This is a genomic window from Massilia sp. CFBP 13721 (genome assembly GCF_014842025.1).
In the GTDB taxonomy this organism is placed as follows: Bacteria; Pseudomonadota; Gammaproteobacteria; order Burkholderiales; family Burkholderiaceae_D; genus Telluria.
Genome location: NZ_JACYUY010000009.1, coordinates 139,489 through 157,935 on the forward strand (window position 1 = coordinate 139,489; position 18,447 = coordinate 157,935).

The window sequence follows — 18,447 nt, forward strand, 5'->3', positions numbered from 1 at the left end:
GAGTTAAGCCGCTGTGGAAAATAGCTTCTTGCTGTCGATCTTGCCGTTCTTGTTGATAGGCAAAGCCGTTCCGACCGCTATCTGGTCAGGAATCATGTAGGGCGGGACCGTGCCGCGTAGCTGCTTGCGCACCGACCTGGCATCCAGCCCCTGCCCCTCGTTCACTTGCAGGTAGGCCACCAGCAACTGGTCGCCTCCGTCCTGTTTCTGGCAGCTCACCACCGCCTCGCGCACGCCGGCCAGCGCCAGCAGGTTCGAGCGGACTTCGCCCAGCGATATGCGGTAGCCCCTGAGCTTGATTTCGTTGTCCTGGCGGCCGAGGAATTCGACCTGGCCGTCTTCGTTCATGCGCACCAGGTCGCCGGTGCGGTAGATCAGCCCGGCGGCCAGTGCGGGATCGCGAAAGAACGCCCCGCCGCGCCCGCCGCTGTTCAGGTAGCCAAGCGCCACCCCCTGCCCGGCCGTGTACAGTTCGCCGGTCGCGCCGGCCGCCACCGGGCGCCGCTCGGGGTCGAGGATGAAGACCTCGGTGCCGCTGACCGGGCGCCCGATCGGCACCGTCGCACCGGGCGGGTTGGCGCGGGTCATCACGTGGCAGCAGGTAAACGTGGTGTTTTCGGTCGGCCCATAGCCGTTGACCAGGGTGATGCCCTCGATCCCGTCGAGCACCTTGCGCACCGCCGCCGGGCGCAGCACGTCGCCGCCGGCCAGCAATACCTTGAGCGGGCGCAGGGCGTCCAGGCAGCTCTCGGCGAACAGGTGGAACACGGCCGCGGTGAGCCAGGCGATGGTGACCCCGTGCTCGACGATATGGCGCCGGAACAGGTTCGGATCGAGCACCGCCCCGGTGTACAGCACCAGCGTCGCGCCGTTGAGCAGGGCGCCCCAGATCTCCAGGGTCGAGGCGTCGAAGCTGGGCGTCGAACACTGCAGGATGGCGTCGGCCGGTGCGATGGCGATGTAATTGGTGTCGATCACCAGCCGCGTCACGCCGCGGTGCGGCACGACGACACCCTTGGGTTCCGACGTGGTGCCCGAGGTGAACATGATGTAGGCCGGGGCGTCCGCATCCACTTCCGCATCCACTTCGCGCGCCGCGCGCAGCGGGACCGGGGCCGCGGCCAGCTCTTGCGCCTGGAAGCGCAAGGTCTTCCTGAAGGCGCCGGACAGCGCGCGGCAGTCGCGGTCGGTGATGACCAGGTCGACCCCGGCGGCGTCGAGGCAAAACATGGCGCGCGCCGGCGGCGTGTTCGGCTCGAGCGGGAGGTAGGCGGCGCCGCATTTCAGGATCGCCAGCATGCCGATGAACATTTCGGGTGCGCGGTCCATGATCAGGGCGACCGTGGCGCCGGCGCCCACGCCGGCGTCTTCCAGGCGCCCCGCCAGCGTTTGCGACAAGCGGTCGAGTTCGGCGTAGCTGAAGCGCGCCGCGCCCCAGGTCAGCGCGACGGCGTCCGGACTGGCCGCCGCGCGGCGCCGGAACAGCTCATGAATAGTGACTGTGGAATTCGCGTGCATGGCTGTGCTCCAGAATGTGGTTCCAGATGGCGATCAGGGTGCCCGAATCGGGCGTCAGCACGCCGTAGTGATCGGCGTCCGGATCGACGAAGATGCTGCTGTTGCGGATGTGGCCGCGGATCTTTTCCGAACTGGCGACGTTGACCTGGACGTCGCGCCCGCCGGCCATCAGCAGGGTCGGGTGGAACACTTCGGCCGCCAGCTGCTGGTAATCGGTGGCCTTGTAGGCCAGGTAGTTGCTGGCATAGCGCTTCAGGTAGCGCACGTCGCCGAAGGGCTGGTCGAGGCCGGCCGGACGCGGCAGGTTGGCGTCGTAGCGTTCGCTCTGGATCTTTTCGAACACCAGCTGGGCGCGCTCGTCGCTGCTGGCCGCGAGCGTCAGCAGCACGTCCATGTCGGCCGCGAACTGGGTGACGCAGTCCTTTTCGCCGAGCATGGTGTACTCGCCGTGCGCCAGCACCAGCTGGCTGAAGCGGTTCGGTTCCTGGTTGATGGCCGCCAGCGCCACGCCGGCGCCGGAGCAGTAGCCCACCAGGATCGCCTCCTTGATCTTCAGGGTGTCGATGACGGCGATCAGGTCGGCCACGTGCTGGTCGATCGAAAACTCGGCGGCGCCGCAGGCACGGTCCGAATTTTCCAGCACCGAGCGGCTTTCCCAGGTGCAGACGTTGTAATGCGTCTTGAAGAAATCGAAAAACGGGGTGGCGATGGCGACGTCCAGGCCGAACGGAATGACCAGCACGATCCACGGTTTCCTGAGATCGCTGACGGCATAGCCATACCGTAGTTCGATGTTATCGGACGTCGTCAGTGAGCTGGTTTTCATAAGGCGTTTCGCTTTGGCAGAATTTGTCTGGACCCGCGCCCCGGAAGCGGTCGGCGCGGAAGTGTTTTTTGGGTGCTGCGCTGGTACGTCGATGCGGTGTTGCTCTCTGGCGGCCTGCCCTTTTTTTCGCTTCGGACAACAGATGCCGCCTAGAAAAGGTAATCAAAAGTTATTACGAAGTTGTTACGTTTTAGAATTAATTTCGGCCATCAAAAACCCTGTCGCATGGCCGCGCAGCCGGGAAAAGCGGGCTGCACGGGGCCCTCCGCGCGCCGTGCGCGGACGGTCCCTGCGAGTAAACGAAAGACTGTGCCGGCTACAGCGTGGCGCGGTTCAGCTTGAGCGGGAATTGCAGGCTCGGCATGGTCCAGTCGCCGCTGATCTGGCTGTCCGACACCCTGCCCCTGAATTCGGCCGCGATGCCCCTGACCTTCAGGCTCAGCGCGCCATCCTTCATCGTCACCTCCGATACGGGCAGGCCGAACAGCTGGCGGTTGGGGATGTCCTGCAGCGCGATCAGTTCGCCCTTGTCGTTGAGCTTGAAGCGCAGGATCATGTAGGTATTCGCGGTCTTGCCCTCCCACTTGCCCACCAGCTTTCCGGCCAGGTCGGCGGGCACCCGCACCGCTTCCGGCACGTACTCGGCGCGCGCCATGGTCAGGTCGTTGCCCTGCCCGCCGGCAGAGAAGCGCCCGCTGATCGCATCCGGCGCCAGGGTGCCGCTGAAGGCGGCGCCGACGCCGTCGACGCGGATCCTGAGCTTGTCGCCGTCGAGCGTCACGGCGCTGACCGGAATGCCGTTGCGGCCTTCGTGCGGGCTGTCCATGGTCGCGACCAGGTTGCCGGCCTTGTTTTCCTTGAAGCGGAACGCGATCCCGATGCCGCTGCCGAACTTGCCGTACCAGTTGCCCTCGAGCCGGTCGCGCGTGGTCTTGTCGACCACCAGGCCGGCCGCCTCGAACTTGCCCTTGCTGAAGGTGAGCGGCGCGGCGCCGCCCTGGGTCCATTTGCCCACCAGCTGGCCGCCTTCGAGCTTGCCGGCAAAGCTCATCAGCGGACGCAGCACCTTCACCTGCACGGTGCCGTCCTTGATCGACACGCTTTCGGCGGGGATGCCGAAGGCCGACTGGTCGGGGCTGTCGACGGTGGCGCTCATGCCGCTGCCGGCCTGGGCGTCGGCCTTGAAGTTGAGCACCAGGTTGATCTTGCGCTCGCTCTGGGGAATGCTGAGCACGCCATGCCAGGGACCGTTCAATTGCGCCACGACCGGCGCCGCAATCCTTTGCGCGACGAAGGGCTTGAGCGCCAGGTCGAAGGCGGCGCCGTTCTGCTTCCACTTGCCGCTCATCCTGCCGTTCCTGAGCACGCCTTCGTAGCGGCCGTTGACTTCGTCGACGACGAACACGACCTTCTCGCCGGCCTGGCTGACGGCGCTCACGGCCACGTTTTGCAGGTTGGCTTCGGCCGGCGCGTTCAGTACCGCGACCAGCTTGTTCTGGGGGTTGCGGCTGACGATGAACTGGATATCGAGCCGGGTAGCAGGATTGATGACCAGGTTGCCTTCCCAGGTGCCCGGCAGCGCGTCGGCCGCGGGCGCCGCGCCCTGGGCGATGGTGCCGGACAGCGCCATGGTGAAGGCGCAGACGAATGCCCGGTAGCTTGGCCAGGCGCGGTGAGGCAGGTACATGGTGACTTCTCCATCTTGTTATCGAAACTGCATACGGGGTGCGCTGGAGCCGGGACCGACGGCCGCGGGCGCTGCCGGCGGTCGTCGGTGCATGCTCCGGCGCGGCGCGGTGCTCAGGCCGGTTCCACGACCTTCAGGCAACCGAAACCGGTCAGCGTGGCCAGCGCGATCGTGGCGCTGCAGGCGACCGGCTGGTAATCGAGCGTCAGCGAACCGCTCAGCTCGTACTCGCCGGCGGCCTCGTCGAGTTCCCGGACCGGCTGGTCGAGCTGGACCGCCAGCTCGGTGCCGCCCTGGGTACCGGTGAACTTGACCAGCACCACGCCGCGTGCGAGCGCCGCGCGCAGTTCGGCGCTGCTCTTGTAACGGATCAGCGAAAGGGGATGCTGGGCCTGCGAGAGTTTTTCAACCAGTGGGCTCACGGTGCTCTCCTCAGTGTCCGGCCTGGGCCATCTGTTTTTGCAGGCTGAGCGGGCGCATGTCGGTCCACACGGTATCGATGTGGTCGAGGCATTCCTGCTTCAGGCCGAACTTGCCTTCGTCGAACCAGCCGAGCGCGTTCTCGCGTTCCTTTGGCCAGATCGAGTACTGCTTCTCGTGGTTCAGCACGACTTTGTAGATGGTCTTGTCTTCTTCGTCGAAACTCGACATGGTAGTTCTCCTTGAAACGTCGTTGAGGTGGGTTAAAAAGCGTGGCGGCAGCCGCGCCGCCGGCGCCGGTTCAGTCGCGGAAGATCACGCCTTCGCGCCGGAACCAGGCGATCGAAAAGGCCAGCGCCGCGGCGCCGATCACGATGGTGGTCCCGAAGATCGATCCGATCATCAGGTAGTTGCTCAGGCTTCCCTTGATCAGCTCGCGGATCACCAGGCCCACGTTCGAGACCGGAATCATCGACCAGAACCAGGTCAGGCCGACACCGGGCACGAAGATGGCCGTGGCCAGCACCACCACCAGCAAATTGGCGATGCTGCTGAACGAATTGGCTTCGCGGTAGCTGCGGGCATACACCGAAATGGCGAGCAGGACCGCCGAGAACACGGCCGTCACCGGCACCAGCATCAGCCACACCAGCAGCATGTCGCCGACCCCGATTTGGGACAGCACGGTCTTGAAGGTCTCCGAGGCCTGCATGCCTTCCACCACCAGCCAGCTGGCCAGGCTGACCATGCTGATGGTCGAATACAGCAGGCCGAGCACGAACACCACCAGGAATTTCCCCAGCAGGATGAAGGTCCGCGCCACCGGCATCATCACCAGGATTTCCATCGTGCCCTTCTCGCGTTCGCCCGTCGCCAGTTCCACCGCGGTGAAGGCGCAGCCCATGAAGCAGATGATGAACAGGGGGTACGCGATGATCGTGCCAAGGTTATGGCCGATGCGCTCCTGGTCGGTGGCGATGTTGCGCACCTCGAAGGTGAGCGGCGTGAGCAGGGAGTTGCGCGCCGCTTCGCTGGCGCTGCCGAGGAAGGCCAGGCGCCAGTCGCGCTGCTTCTCGCTGAAGGCGGCCAGCGGCGCGGTGCCGCGCTCCTTGACCAGGGCGTGGCTCGGGGCCGACTGGTAGTAGACGAAGGAGACGCCGAGCTGGCCGCCGCTGCCCAGCTGGCGGCGCGCGTCGGCCGGAATCTTGACGGCGAAGCGGATCGTCTTGTCGCGGATGGCCTGGTCGATCTTCGCTTCCGGGACGTCGACCCGGCGCAGGCTGCTGTCGTCGGCGTACAGCTTTGCCAGCTCGGGCAGGTGGGCGGCGCCGACGATGGTATAAGTCAGCTCGGTCTTGTCCAGCTGCTCGCTGTTCTTTTCGGCGAACTGCAGGAAGAAATGGCCCAGCAGCGGAATCAGGAAGCACGGCATGACGAACATGCGCACGATGTTGCGGCGGTCGCGCAGGGTTTCGCGCAAGTCCTTCCAGAAAATGGCGGCGATTGTATTCATCATGCTTCGACGACCTCCAGTGCTTGCGCATGCGCGAACACGTTCGCGTGCGCCTTGGCGGGCGCGCTGCGTTCGCCCGTGATCGACAGATAGGCGTCGTCCAGGTGCATGCAGCCGGTCTGCGCCTTCATCTGCGCCGGCGTGCCGTGGAAGCGCACCAGTCCCTTGTGGATGAGCAGCACCTGGTCGCACAGCTTTTCGACCTCGTGCATGTGGTGGGTGGAAAAGATCACCGACTTGTGCGCCTGGCGGCAGCGCTCGATGTGGTTCAGCACGATCTGCGCGGTGGGCACGTCCAGGCCGGTGGTGGGCTCGTCGAAAATGATGAAGTCCGGCGAGTGCACCAGGCTGCGGGCGATCGACACGCGCTGCTTCATCCCGGCCGACAGGGTGCCGATGCGGCGGTGCGCGAACTCGCCGATTTCCAGTTCGTCGAACAGCGCGCCGATCCGCGCCTCGAGCGCGGCGCCGGACAGGCCATACATGCGGCCGCAAAAGCGCAGCAGCTCGTGCGCGTCGAGGTTGTTGTACAGGCCCGTGGTGCCGGACAAGAAGCCGACGCGCTTGCGCACTTCGTTGGCATCGCGCACGCTGTCGAAGCCGGCCAGCTTCACCGACCCCGCGCTCGGCTTGAGCGAGGTGCCGAGGATGCGCATCAGCGTGGTCTTGCCGGCGCCGTTGGCGCCCAGCAGGCCGAGGATGGTTCCCTGCGGTACGCTGAAGTCGACCTTGCGCAAGGCATGGAACTGGCTGCCCTCCTCGCGCGGGTCGAGCGGTCCGGGGGTCTTTTTCTTGCTGTGTTTCAGGTCGAACGTCTTCCTGACGCCGCTGACTGCTAACATGATCGCTCCGTGGTGGTTGAAGACTATTCGATGGAAAAGGCGAGCAGCACGTTGCCCGCGCGGCCGCCGTTGGTGCCGTAGCCGGAATTGACGAACACCATGCCGGCGCCGACCGTCGGACCCGAGCCGATCAGCGAGCCGCCGGCCGCGGCGACGCCGTTGACCGTCTCGAAATCGCGGTTGGTGTCGAACTCCCACAGCAGCCTGCCGTCGCCGCTGGCATGGGCGCGGAAGCCGCCGTCGACGCTGCCGGCGAAGACCAGCCCGGGCACGACGCTGATGCCGACCGGCTGCGCGCCGTTGCAGCCGTAGCGCACCGAACCGCACAGCGGCGCGCCCGGCGCCGTCGTCCACAGGCGCCGGCCGCTGGCGGCGTCCACCGCATGCAGGCCGCCCGGCGCCGTGGAGGCGATGTCCGAGAGCGGGAAGAACACCGTCTCGCCGAGGGCGGCCGACCCCCATACGATGCCGCCCGCGGCGCCGCCGCTGCCGGCGCGGTACTGCCACACGAGGGCGCCTTCGCGCTCCGGATCGAGGGCATACGCCACGCCCGATTTCTGGCCGACCACGATCAGCTCGCGCCCGCCGGCCCTGACCATCATGGGCGGGCTGGCGATATCGAGGTTCGGTCCGCTCTGGAACTGGCAGGCCGCGCGCTCGGCTTGCGCGCAGCCCGGCACCCAGACGTCGTCCGGCGTCAGCTGCACCGCCCAGCGCAGGGCGCCGCTGTCCAGGTCGAAGGCGAGCACCGAATCGGAATGGATCGCCTCCCCCGTATAACTGTTGCCGGTGCCGACATACACCAGCCGGCGCCGTTCGTCGACCAGCGGCGGCGCCCAGATCGCCGCGCCGGACGGACCCCAGATCGGGCGCCCTTCCTCGGTGACGCTCTCGAGCAGGCGCGCTTTCTCGGCGATCGTGTGGCTCTGCCACAGCAGCTTGCCGCTGGCGACGTCGAGCGCACTGAGGCTGCCGCGGAAGGTGCAGCAGTTTTCGCCCGGGGCGGCCACCGTGCTCCAGGACGACATCGGCACCAGGTAGCGCCCGCCCGCCAGCACGGGCGAGCCGGTAATGCGCGCCTTGGGCTGGGCGTCGACCTTGGTTTTCCACAGCAGCCTGCCGCTGTTGGCGTCGAGCGCATAGGCATTGCCGGCCATGTCGCCGAACAGCACGCCGTAGCGGGTGCGGTGGCGCTTGCTGGCGGCGGCGTCGAAGGTGACGACGCTGGCCGCGCCGCGCACGCCGGCTTCGGCCGCGAATTGCCAGTAGGTACAGCCGCTTTGCGCCGACAGCGAATACATCATGCCGCCCTGGCTGCCGACGAACAGCCGGTCCGCCGCGAACACGGGCTGCGACCAGGCCGAGAACGAATCGGGAAAGCCGAAGGCCCAGCGCAGCTTGAGGCGCTTGACGTTGTCGGGATCGACGCCGGCGCTGGCGGCGGACTGGAAGCTGGCGTTGTCGGCGCCGTTGCCCCAGCCGTTCCAGCGCGGCGCCGCATCGGGGTCGCCCATCGGCGGATTGGCATCGCAGCGGCCGCGCCCGGGCGCCGCGCTGGCGGCGAGCTTCTTGCCGGTGACGTATTCGGCGATCAGGCGCCGCTCGCTGCCGCTCAGGGGATAGCCCTGCGCACGCATCACGCCCACCGTCAGCGCATGCACGATCGTCGATGGCGGGAAGGTCGCCAGCACCTGTTTGGAAGGCGCGCGGCTGCCGAGGAAGCCGCTGTGGCACGCGGCGCAATGCTGGGTAAACAGTTTATCCGCCGCGTTGCGCGCCGGCGCCGCTGCGGTCGCCGAGGTGTTTGCCGAGGTAGTCGCCGCATAGGCCTCGCCCAGGCACCAGAACACGATCGCACACAGTACCGGCAAGGCGGCGCGGCCGCGCCGTGCGGCCCGCGAACGGGGTGCCGATCTGGACATGCTTGCAAGACGGGACATGCGCTGCTCCTGGGATGTGCGCTACAAAACAAGCCTTCGCAGGCCTCTGGCGGTACCGGCGGCGGCCGCGTGAAAGCGCCCTCCCCGAGATCAAAATATATAGAAAGCTTGTTACGATCATGTAACGCTGTGGCGATTAATTCGACGCGGGCCGAGCCAGTGCGGGGAGAGGACAAATGGACGGCGCACGGGTTTTCTTGCGGCGCGCCGGGGCGAAAAAAAGCCACCGGTCATTCGAACGAATGAGCGGTGGCTGCGGGAATGGGTGTCCGGTCGCCCGGGACGGTATTACAAGGTGCTGGCGCGCGCCTTGTGCAGCTTGCGGTAGCTGTCGATCAGGCGATGATGGCGGTCCAGCCCTTCCAGCTTCATGCTGGTCGGCGCCAGACCGAAGAAGCGCACGCTGCCGTCGACCGAGCCGAGCGCCGCGTCCATGCGCACGTCGCCGTACATGCGACGGAAGTTGTGGACGTAATCGTCCAGCGCCAGCTCGTCGTCCAGAACCACTTCCAGCACCACGTTCAGTGCCTGGTAGAACAGGCGCCGCTCGACCGTGTTGTCGTTGTACTGCAAGAAGGCGCCGACCAGGTCGTGGGCGGCTTCGAACTCGTTCAGCGCCAGGTTGATCAGGAGGCGCAATTCGAGCACGGTCAGCTGGCCCCACTCGGTGTTCTCGTCGAACTCGATGCCGATCAGGCTGGCGATGTCGGAGTGTTCGTCCAGCTCGTTGTTTTCCAGGCGATCCAGCAAATCCGACAGCTGCTCGTCGTCGAGGCGGTGCAGGTTCAGGATGTCTTCGCGGAACAGCAGCGACTTGTTGGTGTTGTCCCAGACCAGGTCTTCGACCGGGTAGACTTCCGAATAGCCCGGCACCAGGATGCGGCAGGCGATGGCGCCCAGTTCGTCGTACACGGCCGTGTAGACTTCCTTGCCCATCTCTTCGAGGATGCCGAGCAGGGTCGCCGCTTCCTGCGCATTCGAGTCCTTGCCCTCGCCGGAGAAATCCCATTCGACGAAGTCGTAGTCGGACCTGGCGCTGAAGAAGCGCCACGACACCACGCCGCTGGAATCGATGAAGTGCTCGACGAAGTTGTACGGCTCGGTCACGGCTTCGCTGGCGAAGGTCGGCTGCGGCAAGTCGTTCAAGCCTTCGAAGCTGCGGCCCTGCAGCAGTTCGGTCAGGCTGCGTTCCAGCGCCACCTCGAAGCTCGGGTGTGCACCAAACGAGGCGAACACGCCGCCGGTGCGCGGATTCATCAGGGTGACGCACATCACCGGATACAGGCCGCCGAGCGACGCATCCTTGACGAGCACCGGGAAGCCCTGCTCTTCCAGGCCTTTGATGCCGGCCACAATGCCGGGGTACTTCGCCAGCACTTCCTGCGGCACGTCCGGCAAGGCGAATTCGCCTTCGAGGATCTCGCGTTTGACGGCGCGCTCGAAAATCTCGGACAGGCACTGCACCTGCGCCTCGGCCAGCGTATTCCCGGCGCTCATGCCGTTGCTGGCGTAGAGGTTCTCGATCAGGTTCGACGGGAAGTAGACGGTTGCGCCATCGGACTCGCGTTTGAACGGCAGCGAGACGATGCCACGTTTGGCGTTGCCGGAATTGGTGTCGACCAGGTGCGAGCCGCGCAGTTCGCCGTCCGGGTCATAGATGCCGCGGGTGTATTCGTCGAGGATTTCCTTCGGCAGCTTGTCGCTCCGCCCCGGCTTGAACCAGCGCTCGCTCGGGTAATGCACGAAGTCGGCGTTGGCGATGTCTTCGCCCCAGAACACGCCGGCGTAGAAGTGGTTGTTGTTCAGGCGTTCGATGTATTCGCCCAGCGCCGAGGCCAACGCGCTTTCCTTGGTCGCGCCCTTGCCGTTGGTGAAGCACATCGGCGAATGGGCGTCGCGGATGTGCAGCGACCACACGTTCGGCACGATGTTGCGCCACGACGCGATCTCGATCTTGATGCCCCAGCTGGCCAGCTGCGCCGACATGTTGGCGATGGTTTCTTCGAGGGCCAGGTCCTTGCCCGGAATGTAAGTGCGCGCCGCGGCATCGGGCCGCAGCGTCAGCAGCGCCTGGGCGTCGGCGTCCAGGCTTTCGACTTCCTCGATCACGAACTGCGGCCCTTCCTGCACCACTTTCTTGACGGTGCAGCGCTCGATCGAGCGCAGGATGCCCTGGCGGTCCTTGTCCGAGATATCGGCCGGCAGCTCGACCTGGATCTTGAAGATCTGCTTGTAGCGGTTTTCCGGGTCGACGATATTATTTTGCGACAGGCGGATGTTCTCGGTCGGGATGTCGCGGGTATTGCAGTACAACTTCACGAAATAGGCCGCGCACAGGGCCGACGAAGCCAGGAAGTAATCGAAGGGACCCGGCGCCGAGCCGTCGCCCTTGTAGCGGATCGGCTGGTCGGCGATGACGGTGAAGTCGTCGAACTTGGCCTCCAGGCGCAGTTTGTCGAGGAAGTTGACTTTGATTTCCATGGAAGTGTTCCAGTTGGTGGCGGCGACGGTCCGGCGTGATGCGTCGTCCCAGCCATATAACATTATGCAAAATATAAAGCCCTGCAAGGCAGGGCTGAACAGGTCAATGACTGAGCGAGATGCACGTCATTGCGGGAAGCCGCGATTGTCTCACATAGCAACCGGCGATGTCTCGGGACGAGCGCTTACCGTCGTAGCTCCGCCATGATCTTCTCGGCCAAAAAGTCGCAGGGCGGGCGGCGCGACTTGGTGCTGCGCGCGAGGATCATCTCCAGCGGGTCGATGTCGGGCAAGCCCTGGGCGGCGTCCAGCAGGGCGAAGTGGGCCGGGACCGCGCAGCGCGCCAGCGGCGCCACCGCTAGTCCCGCCTCGACCATGCTCAGCAGCCCGAGGATGCTGGGGCTTTCGTACGAGGTGCGGTAAGGGATTTTGGCCTGCTCCAGGCTGCGGATGGCGTTTTCGCGCGCCACGCTGCCGGGCAGGAAGACCGCGATCGGCAGCGGCCGTTCGCGCCACAGCTCGCCGGCGCTCGCGTTGGCGGCCCAGACCATGGGTTCGAAGCGGATGAACTCTCCGGATAAACCTTTCACGCGCGTGGCGCAGGCCAGGTCGACCGAGCCATCCTTGACAAGCGGCGCCAGCTGCACGCTCGGCAGCCCGACCACCTGGATCTCGACCTTCGGGTAGGTGGCGGAAAACTTTTTCAGGATCGACGGCAGCAGCGACGACGCGTAATCGTCGGGCACGCCGATGACGACGCGGCCAGTGACGTCGGGCCGCACCACGGCCGCCCAGGCCTCTTCGCGCAGCGCCAGCATGCGCCGCGCGTACACTAGCAGCGTCTCGCCATCCTGGGTCGGCGTCACGCTGCGCGGCCGGCGCACGAACAGCGGCTTGCCGAGCGCGCCTTCCAGGGTCTTGATCTGCATGCTGACCGCCGATTGCGAGCGATGCACCAGTTCGGCGGCGCGGCTGATGTTGCCGGTGTCGGCCACGGCGACGATCATGGCCAGCACATCCAGGTCGAGTGCTTTCATAAGGTCTTTGCAGGTATCAGAAAATCAGATGGATATGATCAATATTATGCGATTTTCTTAATGCTCGCACAGGAGCATAGTAGCGACAAGGAGGCCGACTATGAACGCCCGTGTGAATTCCCCCATCTTTGCCGTACCCGAACCCAGTTTCGCCTCGCTGCCATCCGGCCAGCGCATGGCCTATGTCGCCTCGGGCGCAGGCGAGCCGCTCGTGTTCGTGCACGGGTCGCTGTGCGACTACCGCTACTGGAACGCCCAGACGGCGGCCCTGTCGAAGCACTTCCTGTGCGTGTCGGTCAGCCTGGGCCATTATTGGCCAAATGACGCAGCCGACGCACAGGGCGCGTTCAGTTGGGAGGCGCACGTGGCCGAACTCGCGGAATTCATCGGCGTCCTGCATAGCGGTCCGGTGCACCTGGTCGGCCATTCGCGCGGCGCCTGCGTCGCCTTCCAGCTGGCGCGCGCCCATCCGGCGCTGGTGAAGACGCTGACCCTCGCCGATCCCGGCGGCCCGCTCGACGCCGGCGATGGCGTGGAAGCCGCGCTGCCGCCGGCCACGCTGGCGCTGCGCGAGCAGGTCGCCACCCTGATCGACGATGGCGCGCTAGAGGCGGGGCTGGAAATGTTCGTCGACTCGGTCAGCATGCCCGGCATCTGGCGCCGCAGCAGCCCGGCGTTTCGCGGCATGGCCCTGGCCAACGCGGCCACGCTGCCGAAGCAGTTCCGCGACCCGCTGCCGGCCTATTCGCGCGCCGCGGCCGGCGCCATCGCCTACCCGACCCTGCTGATCGCCGGCGAAAAAAGCCCGCGCATGTACCGCGACAACGTGGAAAGGCTGGCCGGCTGGATCGGGCAGGTCGACAAGCGCACGGTCGCCGGCGCCTCGCACGGGATGAACGTCACCCATCCGGCGAGCTTCAACCGGCTGGTGCAGGCGTTCGCGGGCGCGGCGCGCTAGGCGCCGGTGTTGCAGCGGAGCGCTCGTGCCGGATCAGCGCCACCGCAATCGTCGCCACCACCGCGGGAATCGCAATCGCAATGAAGTTCTGCTGCAGCGGCAGCGCCATGCCGACCAGGGTGCCGATCACGATCGGCGCCAGGATCGCGCCGCTGCGGCCCACGCCCGAGGCCCAGCCGATGCCGGTCGAGCGGATCGCCGAAGGATAGAACTGGCCGGCATAGGCGTAGGTGACGATCTGGGTGCCGATGGTCGAGGCGCCGGCCAGGCCGACCAGCAGGAACAGCAGCGGCGTCGGCACCGGATAGCCGAGCAGCGAAATCGACACTGCCGCCAGCGCGTACATCGCCACCAGCACGTACTTGATGTGGAAGCGGTCCGCCAGCCAGCCGCCGCCGACGGCGCCGATCACTGCGCCGAAGTTCAGCACCAGCACGAAGGTCAGGGCCGAACCGAGGCTGTAGCCGGCGCCCGCCATCAGCTTGGTTAGCCAGGAACTGAGCGCATACACCATGAACAGGCACATGAAAAAGGCGATCCAGAACATCGCGGTGGAAAACGCCCTGCCATCCTGGAACAGCTGGCCGACCGGGGCGCCAGACGCGCGATCGGCCGCCGGCAGGTCGAAGCGGTCGCCCGGTTGGGCGCGATAGGCCGGGTCGAGGCGCAGCAGCGTGGCCTGCAGTTCGTCCAGGCGGCCTTGCTTCAGCAGGAAAGGCATCGATTCCGGCATTGACTTCAGCACGAACGGGATCAGGAGCACCGGCACGCCGGCGGCCAGGAACACCGATTGCCAGCCGTACTGTTCGATCAAGCCCTTGCCGAGCACGGCGGCGAGCATGCCGCCGGCGGCATAGCCGCTGAACATCAGCGTCACCATCGTGGCGCGGATCTTGCGCGGCGAATATTCGGTCATCTGCGCCACCACGTTCGGCATCACGCCGCCGATGCCCAGGCCCGCCAGGAAGCGCAGCGCGCTGAACACATACGGGTCGTTCGTGAGTCCGGCCGCGGCCGTGAACACGCTGAACAGGCCGATGCAAAGCGCGATCGCCGCGCGCCGGCCGATGCGGTCGGCCAGGGTGCCGAGGCTGATCGCGCCGAACATCATGCCGAACAGGGCCGAACTGACCATGAAGCCGGCGTCGCGCGCGCTGACGCCCATGTCCTGCATGATCGAGGGCAGCGCGATGCCGGCCACGGCCAGGTCGTAGCCGTCGCAGATGATGATGAGGGCGCACCACAACAGCAGCCCTGCGTGGAAGCGGTTGAACCTGGCCGCGTCGGCGGTCTGGTGGATGTCGATGTGTCGCATGATACGTGTCTCCGTAATCGTTGATGTTTGAATTGCGAGCGGTCGTCCCTAATTGGCTGGCTGTCTTGGCGCCCTCCTTCCATGCAGGATCCACCAGGCCAGCATGCCGATGACGATGCCCCAGAAGGCCGAGCCGAAGCCGAGGAAGCGCATGCCGGATGCGGTGGCGAGGAAAGTGATGACGGCCGCTTCGCGGTGATCGTCGGCGGCGACGACGCCGGCCAGGTTGGCCGCGATCGGCCCGACCAGCGCCAGGCCCGCCAGCGTGACCACCAGTTCCTTCGGCAAGGCCCCGAACAGCATCACGATCGAGCCGCCGCACAGGCCGGCCAGCAGGTAGAAGACGCCGTTGGCGAGGCCGGCCACGTAGCGCCGGCGCGGATCTTCGTGAGCATCCGGGCCGGTGCACATGGCGGCCGTGATGGCGGCGATTGCGATGGTGATCCCGCCGCTGACCGCCACCGCCAGCGAGGCCAGGCTGCCAATGGTCATAATGGGACGCACGTTGACGTCGTAACCGGAGGTTTTCAGCACCGCCATGCCCGGCAGGTACTGGCCGGCGAGCGTGACCAGCACCAGCGGCAGCGCCAGGCTGAAGGTGCTCGACCACGACCAGGCCGGCGCAATGACTTGTGGCGCCACCAGCTGCAGCGTGACGCTTGAGAAATGGGTGGCGTCGAGCAGCAGCGCCAGCGCCACGCCGACGACCAGCAACAGCATGACGCTGTAGCGCGCCGCCCAGCGCCGGCACACGAGGTAGGCCAGGATCATGCCGCAGGCCAGCAGCGGCAGCGTGGCGGTGGCGCGGAACGCGTCCAGGCCGAACGGCAGCAGGATGCCCGCCATCATGCCGCTGGCGACGCCGCGCGGCACCTGCGCCATCAGCCGGTCGAAGCTGCCCGAGAGGCCGATCGCCAGCAGTATCACGGCGGCGGTCAGGTAGGCGCCGACCGCTTCGTTCAGCGACAAACCCGGAAACAGCGTGATCAGCAAGGCGGTGCCGGGCGCCGACCAGGCCGTGATGATGGGCGCGCGCAGCATCCAGCTCAGGACGATGCCGGAGACGGCGGCGCCGATCGAGATACCCCAGACCCAGGAAGCAAAGGCGGCGCTGTCGACCCGCGCCGCCTGCGCCGCCTGGTAGAAAATGGCCAGGGGCCCGGTGAACGACACCAGCACCGCGAGGAAGCCGGCGCTGACGCTCGATACCGACCAGTCGGCCCAGGAGCGGCCGCCGGCGCCGGCAAGCACTTTTGTGTCGTAACGCGTCTGTAGCATCTTCTTCTCCGGTTGCGCTTCAGGCCAGCAGGAAGGAAACCACGGCGTCGCTGAACCGGTCCGGCGCCTCGACGTTCGACAGGTGCGACGCCGGCAGCGTGGCCAGCTGCGCGCGTTTGACGGCGCCGGCCAGTGCCCGTGCATCGGCGACCGTGGTCACCGGATCGTCGGCGCCGGCGATCACCAGCGTGGCGGCGCCGATGCGGCCCAGGTCCGCGCTCAGGTCGGCCGCGCCCAGCGCTTCGCAGCAGGCCGCATACCCTTCCGGGTCGAGCGCGCGCACGGTCTTTTGCATGGTGCCGACGACGACCGGCTGGCGCGCCACGAAACCGGGCGTGAACCAGCGCGCCGGCGAACCCGCGGCGATGTCGTGCATGCCGCCCGCGCGCACCGCCGCCGCCCGCGCCAGCCAGGCTTCACGGGTGCCGATCTGCGCCGCCGTATTCGCCAGCACCAGCTTGTGCACGCGCCCCGGCGCATGGATGGCCAGCCACTGGGCGACGACGCCGCCCATCGACAGGCCGAGCACGTGCGCGCGTTCGATGTCGAGGTGATCGAGCAGGCCGAGCGCGTCGGCGCCGAGCTGGGCGACCGTGTACGGTCCGGACGGGCTGCTCGATCCGCCATGTCCGCGCGTGTCGTAGCGCACCACGTAAAAGCGCGTCGCCAGCACGGCCACTTGCGCGTCCCACATCGACAGGTCGGTGCCGAGCGAATTCGACAGCAGCACGGCCGGGCGGCTACGCTCGCCGTCGCAGCGTACGTTCAGGGTGATGCCGTTGACAGGAATGCGCGCCATGCTCACCCCTGGTCGCCGCCACCAACCGGCAGCACGGTGCCGGTGATGTAGGACGCTTCGTTCGAGGCCAGGAACAGGATCGCCGCCACCTGCTCGTCGATGCTGCCGTAGCGATGCATGGGGCTCGAGGCGATGGTCTGGTCGACGATGCCCTGGTACCAGGTTTGCTCCTGCTCGCTCAAGGGATGCGGGTTGCGCGGCACCACGCGCGGCGGCGCTTCGGTGCCGCCGGTGGCGACCGCATTCACGCGGATGCCGTCCCGGGCGTGCTCGAAGGCGAGGCTGGCGGTAAGCGCATTCACGCCGCCCTTGGCCGCCGAATACGGAATGCGGTGGATGCCGCGCGTGGCGACCGAGGAGACATTCACGATCGCGCCGCCGCGCCGGGCGATCATGGTCGGCAGCACCGCACGGCAGCACCACAGGGTCGGAAACAGCGAGCGCCTGATTTCGGCCTCGATCTGCGCTTCCTCGTATTCCTGGTAGGGCTTGGCCCAGATGGTGCCGCCGACGTTATTCACCAGCACGTCGATGCGGCCGAAGGCGTGCAAGGCCGTCTCCACCAGCGCGTGCGCGCCGGCCCAGGTTTCGAGGTCGACCTGCGCCAGCGTCACCAGCGCGCCCAGCGCCTGCGCCTCGGCGCCGGTTTCCTCCAGCACCTGCGCGCGGTCGGCCAATACCAGCTGCGCACCCTCGCGCGCCGCCGCCAATGCCACGCCGCGCCCGATGCCCTGGGCCGCGCCGGTGACGACGACGACCTTGTCTTCAAAACGTCTGCGGTCCATGCTCATGTTTATGCTCCTGCATTTGGTGAGAACTTCTCGTAATGGAAACTGGGGGGATTCACGCCGGTCTCCTGCAGCCAGGCGCGCACCGCATCGACCATCGGCGGCGGGCCGCACAGGTAGACGTCGACCTCGCCACCGTTCATCCAGCCCGGCTCCACGTGGGCGGTGGCATAGCCCTTGCGCGGATGCGCGCTGTCGGGCGCCGCCACGCAGGTGACGTAGCTGAAATTCGGATGCGCCGCGGCGATGCGCGCGAGTTCATCGAGTCCGATCAGGTCGCAGTCGTTGGTGACCGCGTAGACCAGCCGCACCGGGTGCGCGAAGCCGCCCGCGTCCAGGCTGCGCAGCATCGACAGGAAAGGCGCGATGCCGGTGCCGCCGGCGAGGAACAGCACCGGCCGCGCGACCGGGCGCAGATAAAAGCTGCCGAAGGGACCGAGGAAGGTGACGGCGTCGCCCGCGCCGGCTCGGTTGGCGAGGTAATCGCTCATGCGCCCGTTGGGTACGTTGCGCACCACGAATTCGACGCGGCCGGCGCCGGGGGCCGAGCTGAACGAGTAGGAACGCGTCAGTTCGGTGCCCGGCACCTGCACGTTCACGTACTGGCCGGGCAGGAAGCCCGGCGCCGCGCCCTCTTCCATGTCGATGGCGAAGCGGATGGTCGAGGGCGAGAACTGTTCGACGGCGGCGATCGTGCCTTGGTAACTGTGGGCGCCGGACTTGCAGGCTTGCGAAGTCGCCAGGATCTTGACCACGCAATCGGAGGTCGGACGCATCTGGCAGGCCAGCACGAAGCCTCTGGCGGCATCGTCCGCTTCGAGCGCGTCTTCGATGTAGCTCGATTCCGGCATGTCGTAACGGCCCGATTCGCAATGCGCGCGGCAAGTACCGCAGGCGCCATCGCGGCAGTCGAGCGGGATGTTGACGCGCTGGCGGTAGGCGGCGTCGGACAGGGTTTCCTTGTCGTTGCAGGCGATGAAGCGGGTGATCCCGTCTTCGAACTGCAGGGCGATGTGGTAGCTCATGATGCGTCTCCTGGCTGCTT

The 18,447-nt window shown here is 66.7% G+C and carries 16 protein-coding genes; 1 reads left to right on the forward strand and 15 read right to left on the reverse strand.

What is annotated here, in order from left to right:
- Positions 1-3 precede the first annotated feature (3 nt).
- The 10 genes from IFT60_RS11020 to IFT60_RS11065 form a co-directional block, all read right to left on the reverse strand.
- Positions 4-1,518: an amino acid adenylation domain-containing protein gene (locus IFT60_RS11020; RefSeq protein WP_192052018.1), complete on the reverse strand. Its 1,515-nt coding sequence runs from the start codon at positions 1,516-1,518 to the stop codon at positions 4-6.
- Complete coding sequence (locus IFT60_RS11025; RefSeq protein ID WP_192052019.1) at positions 1,487-2,344, reverse strand: alpha/beta fold hydrolase; 858 nt, start codon at positions 2,342-2,344, stop codon at positions 1,487-1,489. Before IFT60_RS11025 ends, IFT60_RS11020 begins: the two co-directional genes overlap by 32 nt.
- A gap of 316 nt (positions 2,345-2,660) precedes the next feature.
- Positions 2,661-4,031, reverse strand: a complete 1,371-nt coding sequence (locus tag IFT60_RS11030) for a hypothetical protein (protein WP_192052020.1) — start codon at positions 4,029-4,031, stop codon at positions 2,661-2,663.
- A 113-nt stretch (positions 4,032-4,144) separates the two neighbouring features.
- Positions 4,145-4,453: an MbtH domain protein gene (locus IFT60_RS11035; protein WP_192052021.1), complete on the reverse strand. Its 309-nt coding sequence runs from the start codon at positions 4,451-4,453 to the stop codon at positions 4,145-4,147.
- Between the two features lie 10 nt (positions 4,454-4,463).
- A complete protein-coding gene (locus IFT60_RS11040) occupies positions 4,464-4,682 on the reverse strand; it encodes an MbtH family protein (RefSeq protein WP_192052022.1) in 219 nt (72 codons plus the stop codon).
- A gap of 70 nt (positions 4,683-4,752) precedes the next feature.
- Complete coding sequence (locus IFT60_RS11045) at positions 4,753-5,967, reverse strand: ABC transporter permease (RefSeq protein WP_192052023.1); 1,215 nt, start codon at positions 5,965-5,967, stop codon at positions 4,753-4,755.
- Complete coding sequence (locus IFT60_RS11050) at positions 5,964-6,806, reverse strand: ABC transporter ATP-binding protein (RefSeq protein ID WP_192052024.1); 843 nt, start codon at positions 6,804-6,806, stop codon at positions 5,964-5,966. The genes IFT60_RS11045 and IFT60_RS11050 overlap by 4 nt, the downstream gene beginning before the upstream one ends.
- A gap of 23 nt (positions 6,807-6,829) precedes the next feature.
- Positions 6,830-8,746 carry a BamB-related PQQ repeat family beta-propellar protein gene (locus tag IFT60_RS11055; protein WP_192052025.1) on the reverse strand — a complete coding sequence of 639 codons (1,917 nt, stop codon included), beginning with the start codon at positions 8,744-8,746 and terminating at the stop codon, positions 6,830-6,832.
- 288 nt (positions 8,747-9,034) lie between these two features.
- Positions 9,035-11,227 carry an OsmC domain/YcaO domain-containing protein gene (locus IFT60_RS11060; protein WP_192052026.1) on the reverse strand — a complete coding sequence of 731 codons (2,193 nt, stop codon included), beginning with the start codon at positions 11,225-11,227 and terminating at the stop codon, positions 9,035-9,037.
- A 185-nt stretch (positions 11,228-11,412) separates the two neighbouring features.
- Entirely contained in the window at positions 11,413-12,264 is an 852-nt protein-coding gene (locus tag IFT60_RS11065; RefSeq protein WP_192052027.1) for a LysR substrate-binding domain-containing protein, read from the reverse strand.
- Between the two features lie 100 nt (positions 12,265-12,364).
- Here IFT60_RS11065 and IFT60_RS11070 point away from each other — a divergent pair, with 100 nt between their 5' ends.
- Positions 12,365-13,222 (forward strand): alpha/beta fold hydrolase, encoded by an 858-nt coding sequence (locus tag IFT60_RS11070; RefSeq protein WP_192052028.1) that lies wholly within the window; start codon positions 12,365-12,367, stop codon positions 13,220-13,222.
- On the opposite strand, the gene IFT60_RS11075 is transcribed toward IFT60_RS11070, so the two are convergent.
- From IFT60_RS11075 to benC, 5 genes are read right to left on the reverse strand one after another with little or no spacing between them, the layout of a single operon-like run.
- A complete protein-coding gene (locus IFT60_RS11075; RefSeq protein ID WP_192052029.1) occupies positions 13,182-14,537 on the reverse strand; it encodes an MFS transporter in 1,356 nt (451 codons plus the stop codon). The two genes, IFT60_RS11070 and IFT60_RS11075, sit on opposite strands and share 41 nt — an antisense overlap.
- A 48-nt stretch (positions 14,538-14,585) precedes the next feature.
- Positions 14,586-15,815, reverse strand: coding sequence for a benzoate/H(+) symporter BenE family transporter (locus IFT60_RS11080; RefSeq protein ID WP_192052030.1), 1,230 nt, complete (start codon positions 15,813-15,815; stop codon positions 14,586-14,588).
- Positions 15,816-15,834: 19 nt separating this feature from the next.
- A complete protein-coding gene (gene pcaD / locus IFT60_RS11085) occupies positions 15,835-16,614 on the reverse strand; it encodes a 3-oxoadipate enol-lactonase (RefSeq protein ID WP_192052031.1) in 780 nt (259 codons plus the stop codon).
- Positions 16,615-16,616: 2 nt separating this feature from the next.
- On the reverse strand, positions 16,617-17,399 hold the full coding sequence (locus IFT60_RS11090; RefSeq protein ID WP_192052077.1) for a 1,6-dihydroxycyclohexa-2,4-diene-1-carboxylate dehydrogenase: 783 nt from the start codon (positions 17,397-17,399) through the stop codon (positions 16,617-16,619).
- 8 nt (positions 17,400-17,407) lie between these two features.
- A complete protein-coding gene (gene benC, locus IFT60_RS11095) occupies positions 17,408-18,427 on the reverse strand; it encodes a benzoate 1,2-dioxygenase electron transfer component BenC (protein WP_192052032.1) in 1,020 nt (339 codons plus the stop codon).
- Between the last annotated feature and the right edge of the window lie 20 nt (positions 18,428-18,447).

Excerpts from the sequence above, each read along its gene's own strand:
- IFT60_RS11060 (WP_192052026.1), bottom strand. The coding sequence starts at position 11,227 with ATGGAAATCAAAGTCAACTTCCTCGACAAACTGCGCCTGGAGGCCAAG.
- IFT60_RS11080 (WP_192052030.1), bottom strand. The coding sequence starts at position 15,815 with ATGCTACAGACGCGTTACGACACAAAAGTGCTTGCCGGCGCCGGCGGC.
- IFT60_RS11040 (WP_192052022.1), bottom strand. The coding sequence starts at position 4,682 with ATGTCGAGTTTCGACGAAGAAGACAAGACCATCTACAAAGTCGTGCTG.
- IFT60_RS11045 (WP_192052023.1), bottom strand. The coding sequence starts at position 5,967 with ATGATGAATACAATCGCCGCCATTTTCTGGAAGGACTTGCGCGAAACC.
- IFT60_RS11025 (WP_192052019.1), bottom strand. The coding sequence starts at position 2,344 with ATGAAAACCAGCTCACTGACGACGTCCGATAACATCGAACTACGGTAT.
- IFT60_RS11050 (WP_192052024.1), bottom strand. The coding sequence starts at position 6,806 with ATGTTAGCAGTCAGCGGCGTCAGGAAGACGTTCGACCTGAAACACAGC.
- IFT60_RS11030 (WP_192052020.1), bottom strand. The coding sequence starts at position 4,031 with ATGTACCTGCCTCACCGCGCCTGGCCAAGCTACCGGGCATTCGTCTGC.
- IFT60_RS11055 (WP_192052025.1), bottom strand. The coding sequence starts at position 8,746 with ATGTCCCGTCTTGCAAGCATGTCCAGATCGGCACCCCGTTCGCGGGCC.
- IFT60_RS11075 (WP_192052029.1), bottom strand. The coding sequence starts at position 14,537 with ATGCGACACATCGACATCCACCAGACCGCCGACGCGGCCAGGTTCAAC.
- IFT60_RS11065 (WP_192052027.1), bottom strand. The coding sequence starts at position 12,264 with ATGAAAGCACTCGACCTGGATGTGCTGGCCATGATCGTCGCCGTGGCC.
- IFT60_RS11020 (WP_192052018.1), bottom strand. The coding sequence starts at position 1,518 with ATGCACGCGAATTCCACAGTCACTATTCATGAGCTGTTCCGGCGCCGC.
- IFT60_RS11070 (WP_192052028.1), top strand. The coding sequence starts at position 12,365 with ATGAACGCCCGTGTGAATTCCCCCATCTTTGCCGTACCCGAACCCAGT.
- pcaD (WP_192052031.1), bottom strand. The coding sequence starts at position 16,614 with ATGGCGCGCATTCCTGTCAACGGCATCACCCTGAACGTACGCTGCGAC.
- benC (WP_192052032.1), bottom strand. The coding sequence starts at position 18,427 with ATGAGCTACCACATCGCCCTGCAGTTCGAAGACGGGATCACCCGCTTC.
- IFT60_RS11090 (WP_192052077.1), bottom strand. The coding sequence starts at position 17,399 with ATGGACCGCAGACGTTTTGAAGACAAGGTCGTCGTCGTCACCGGCGCG.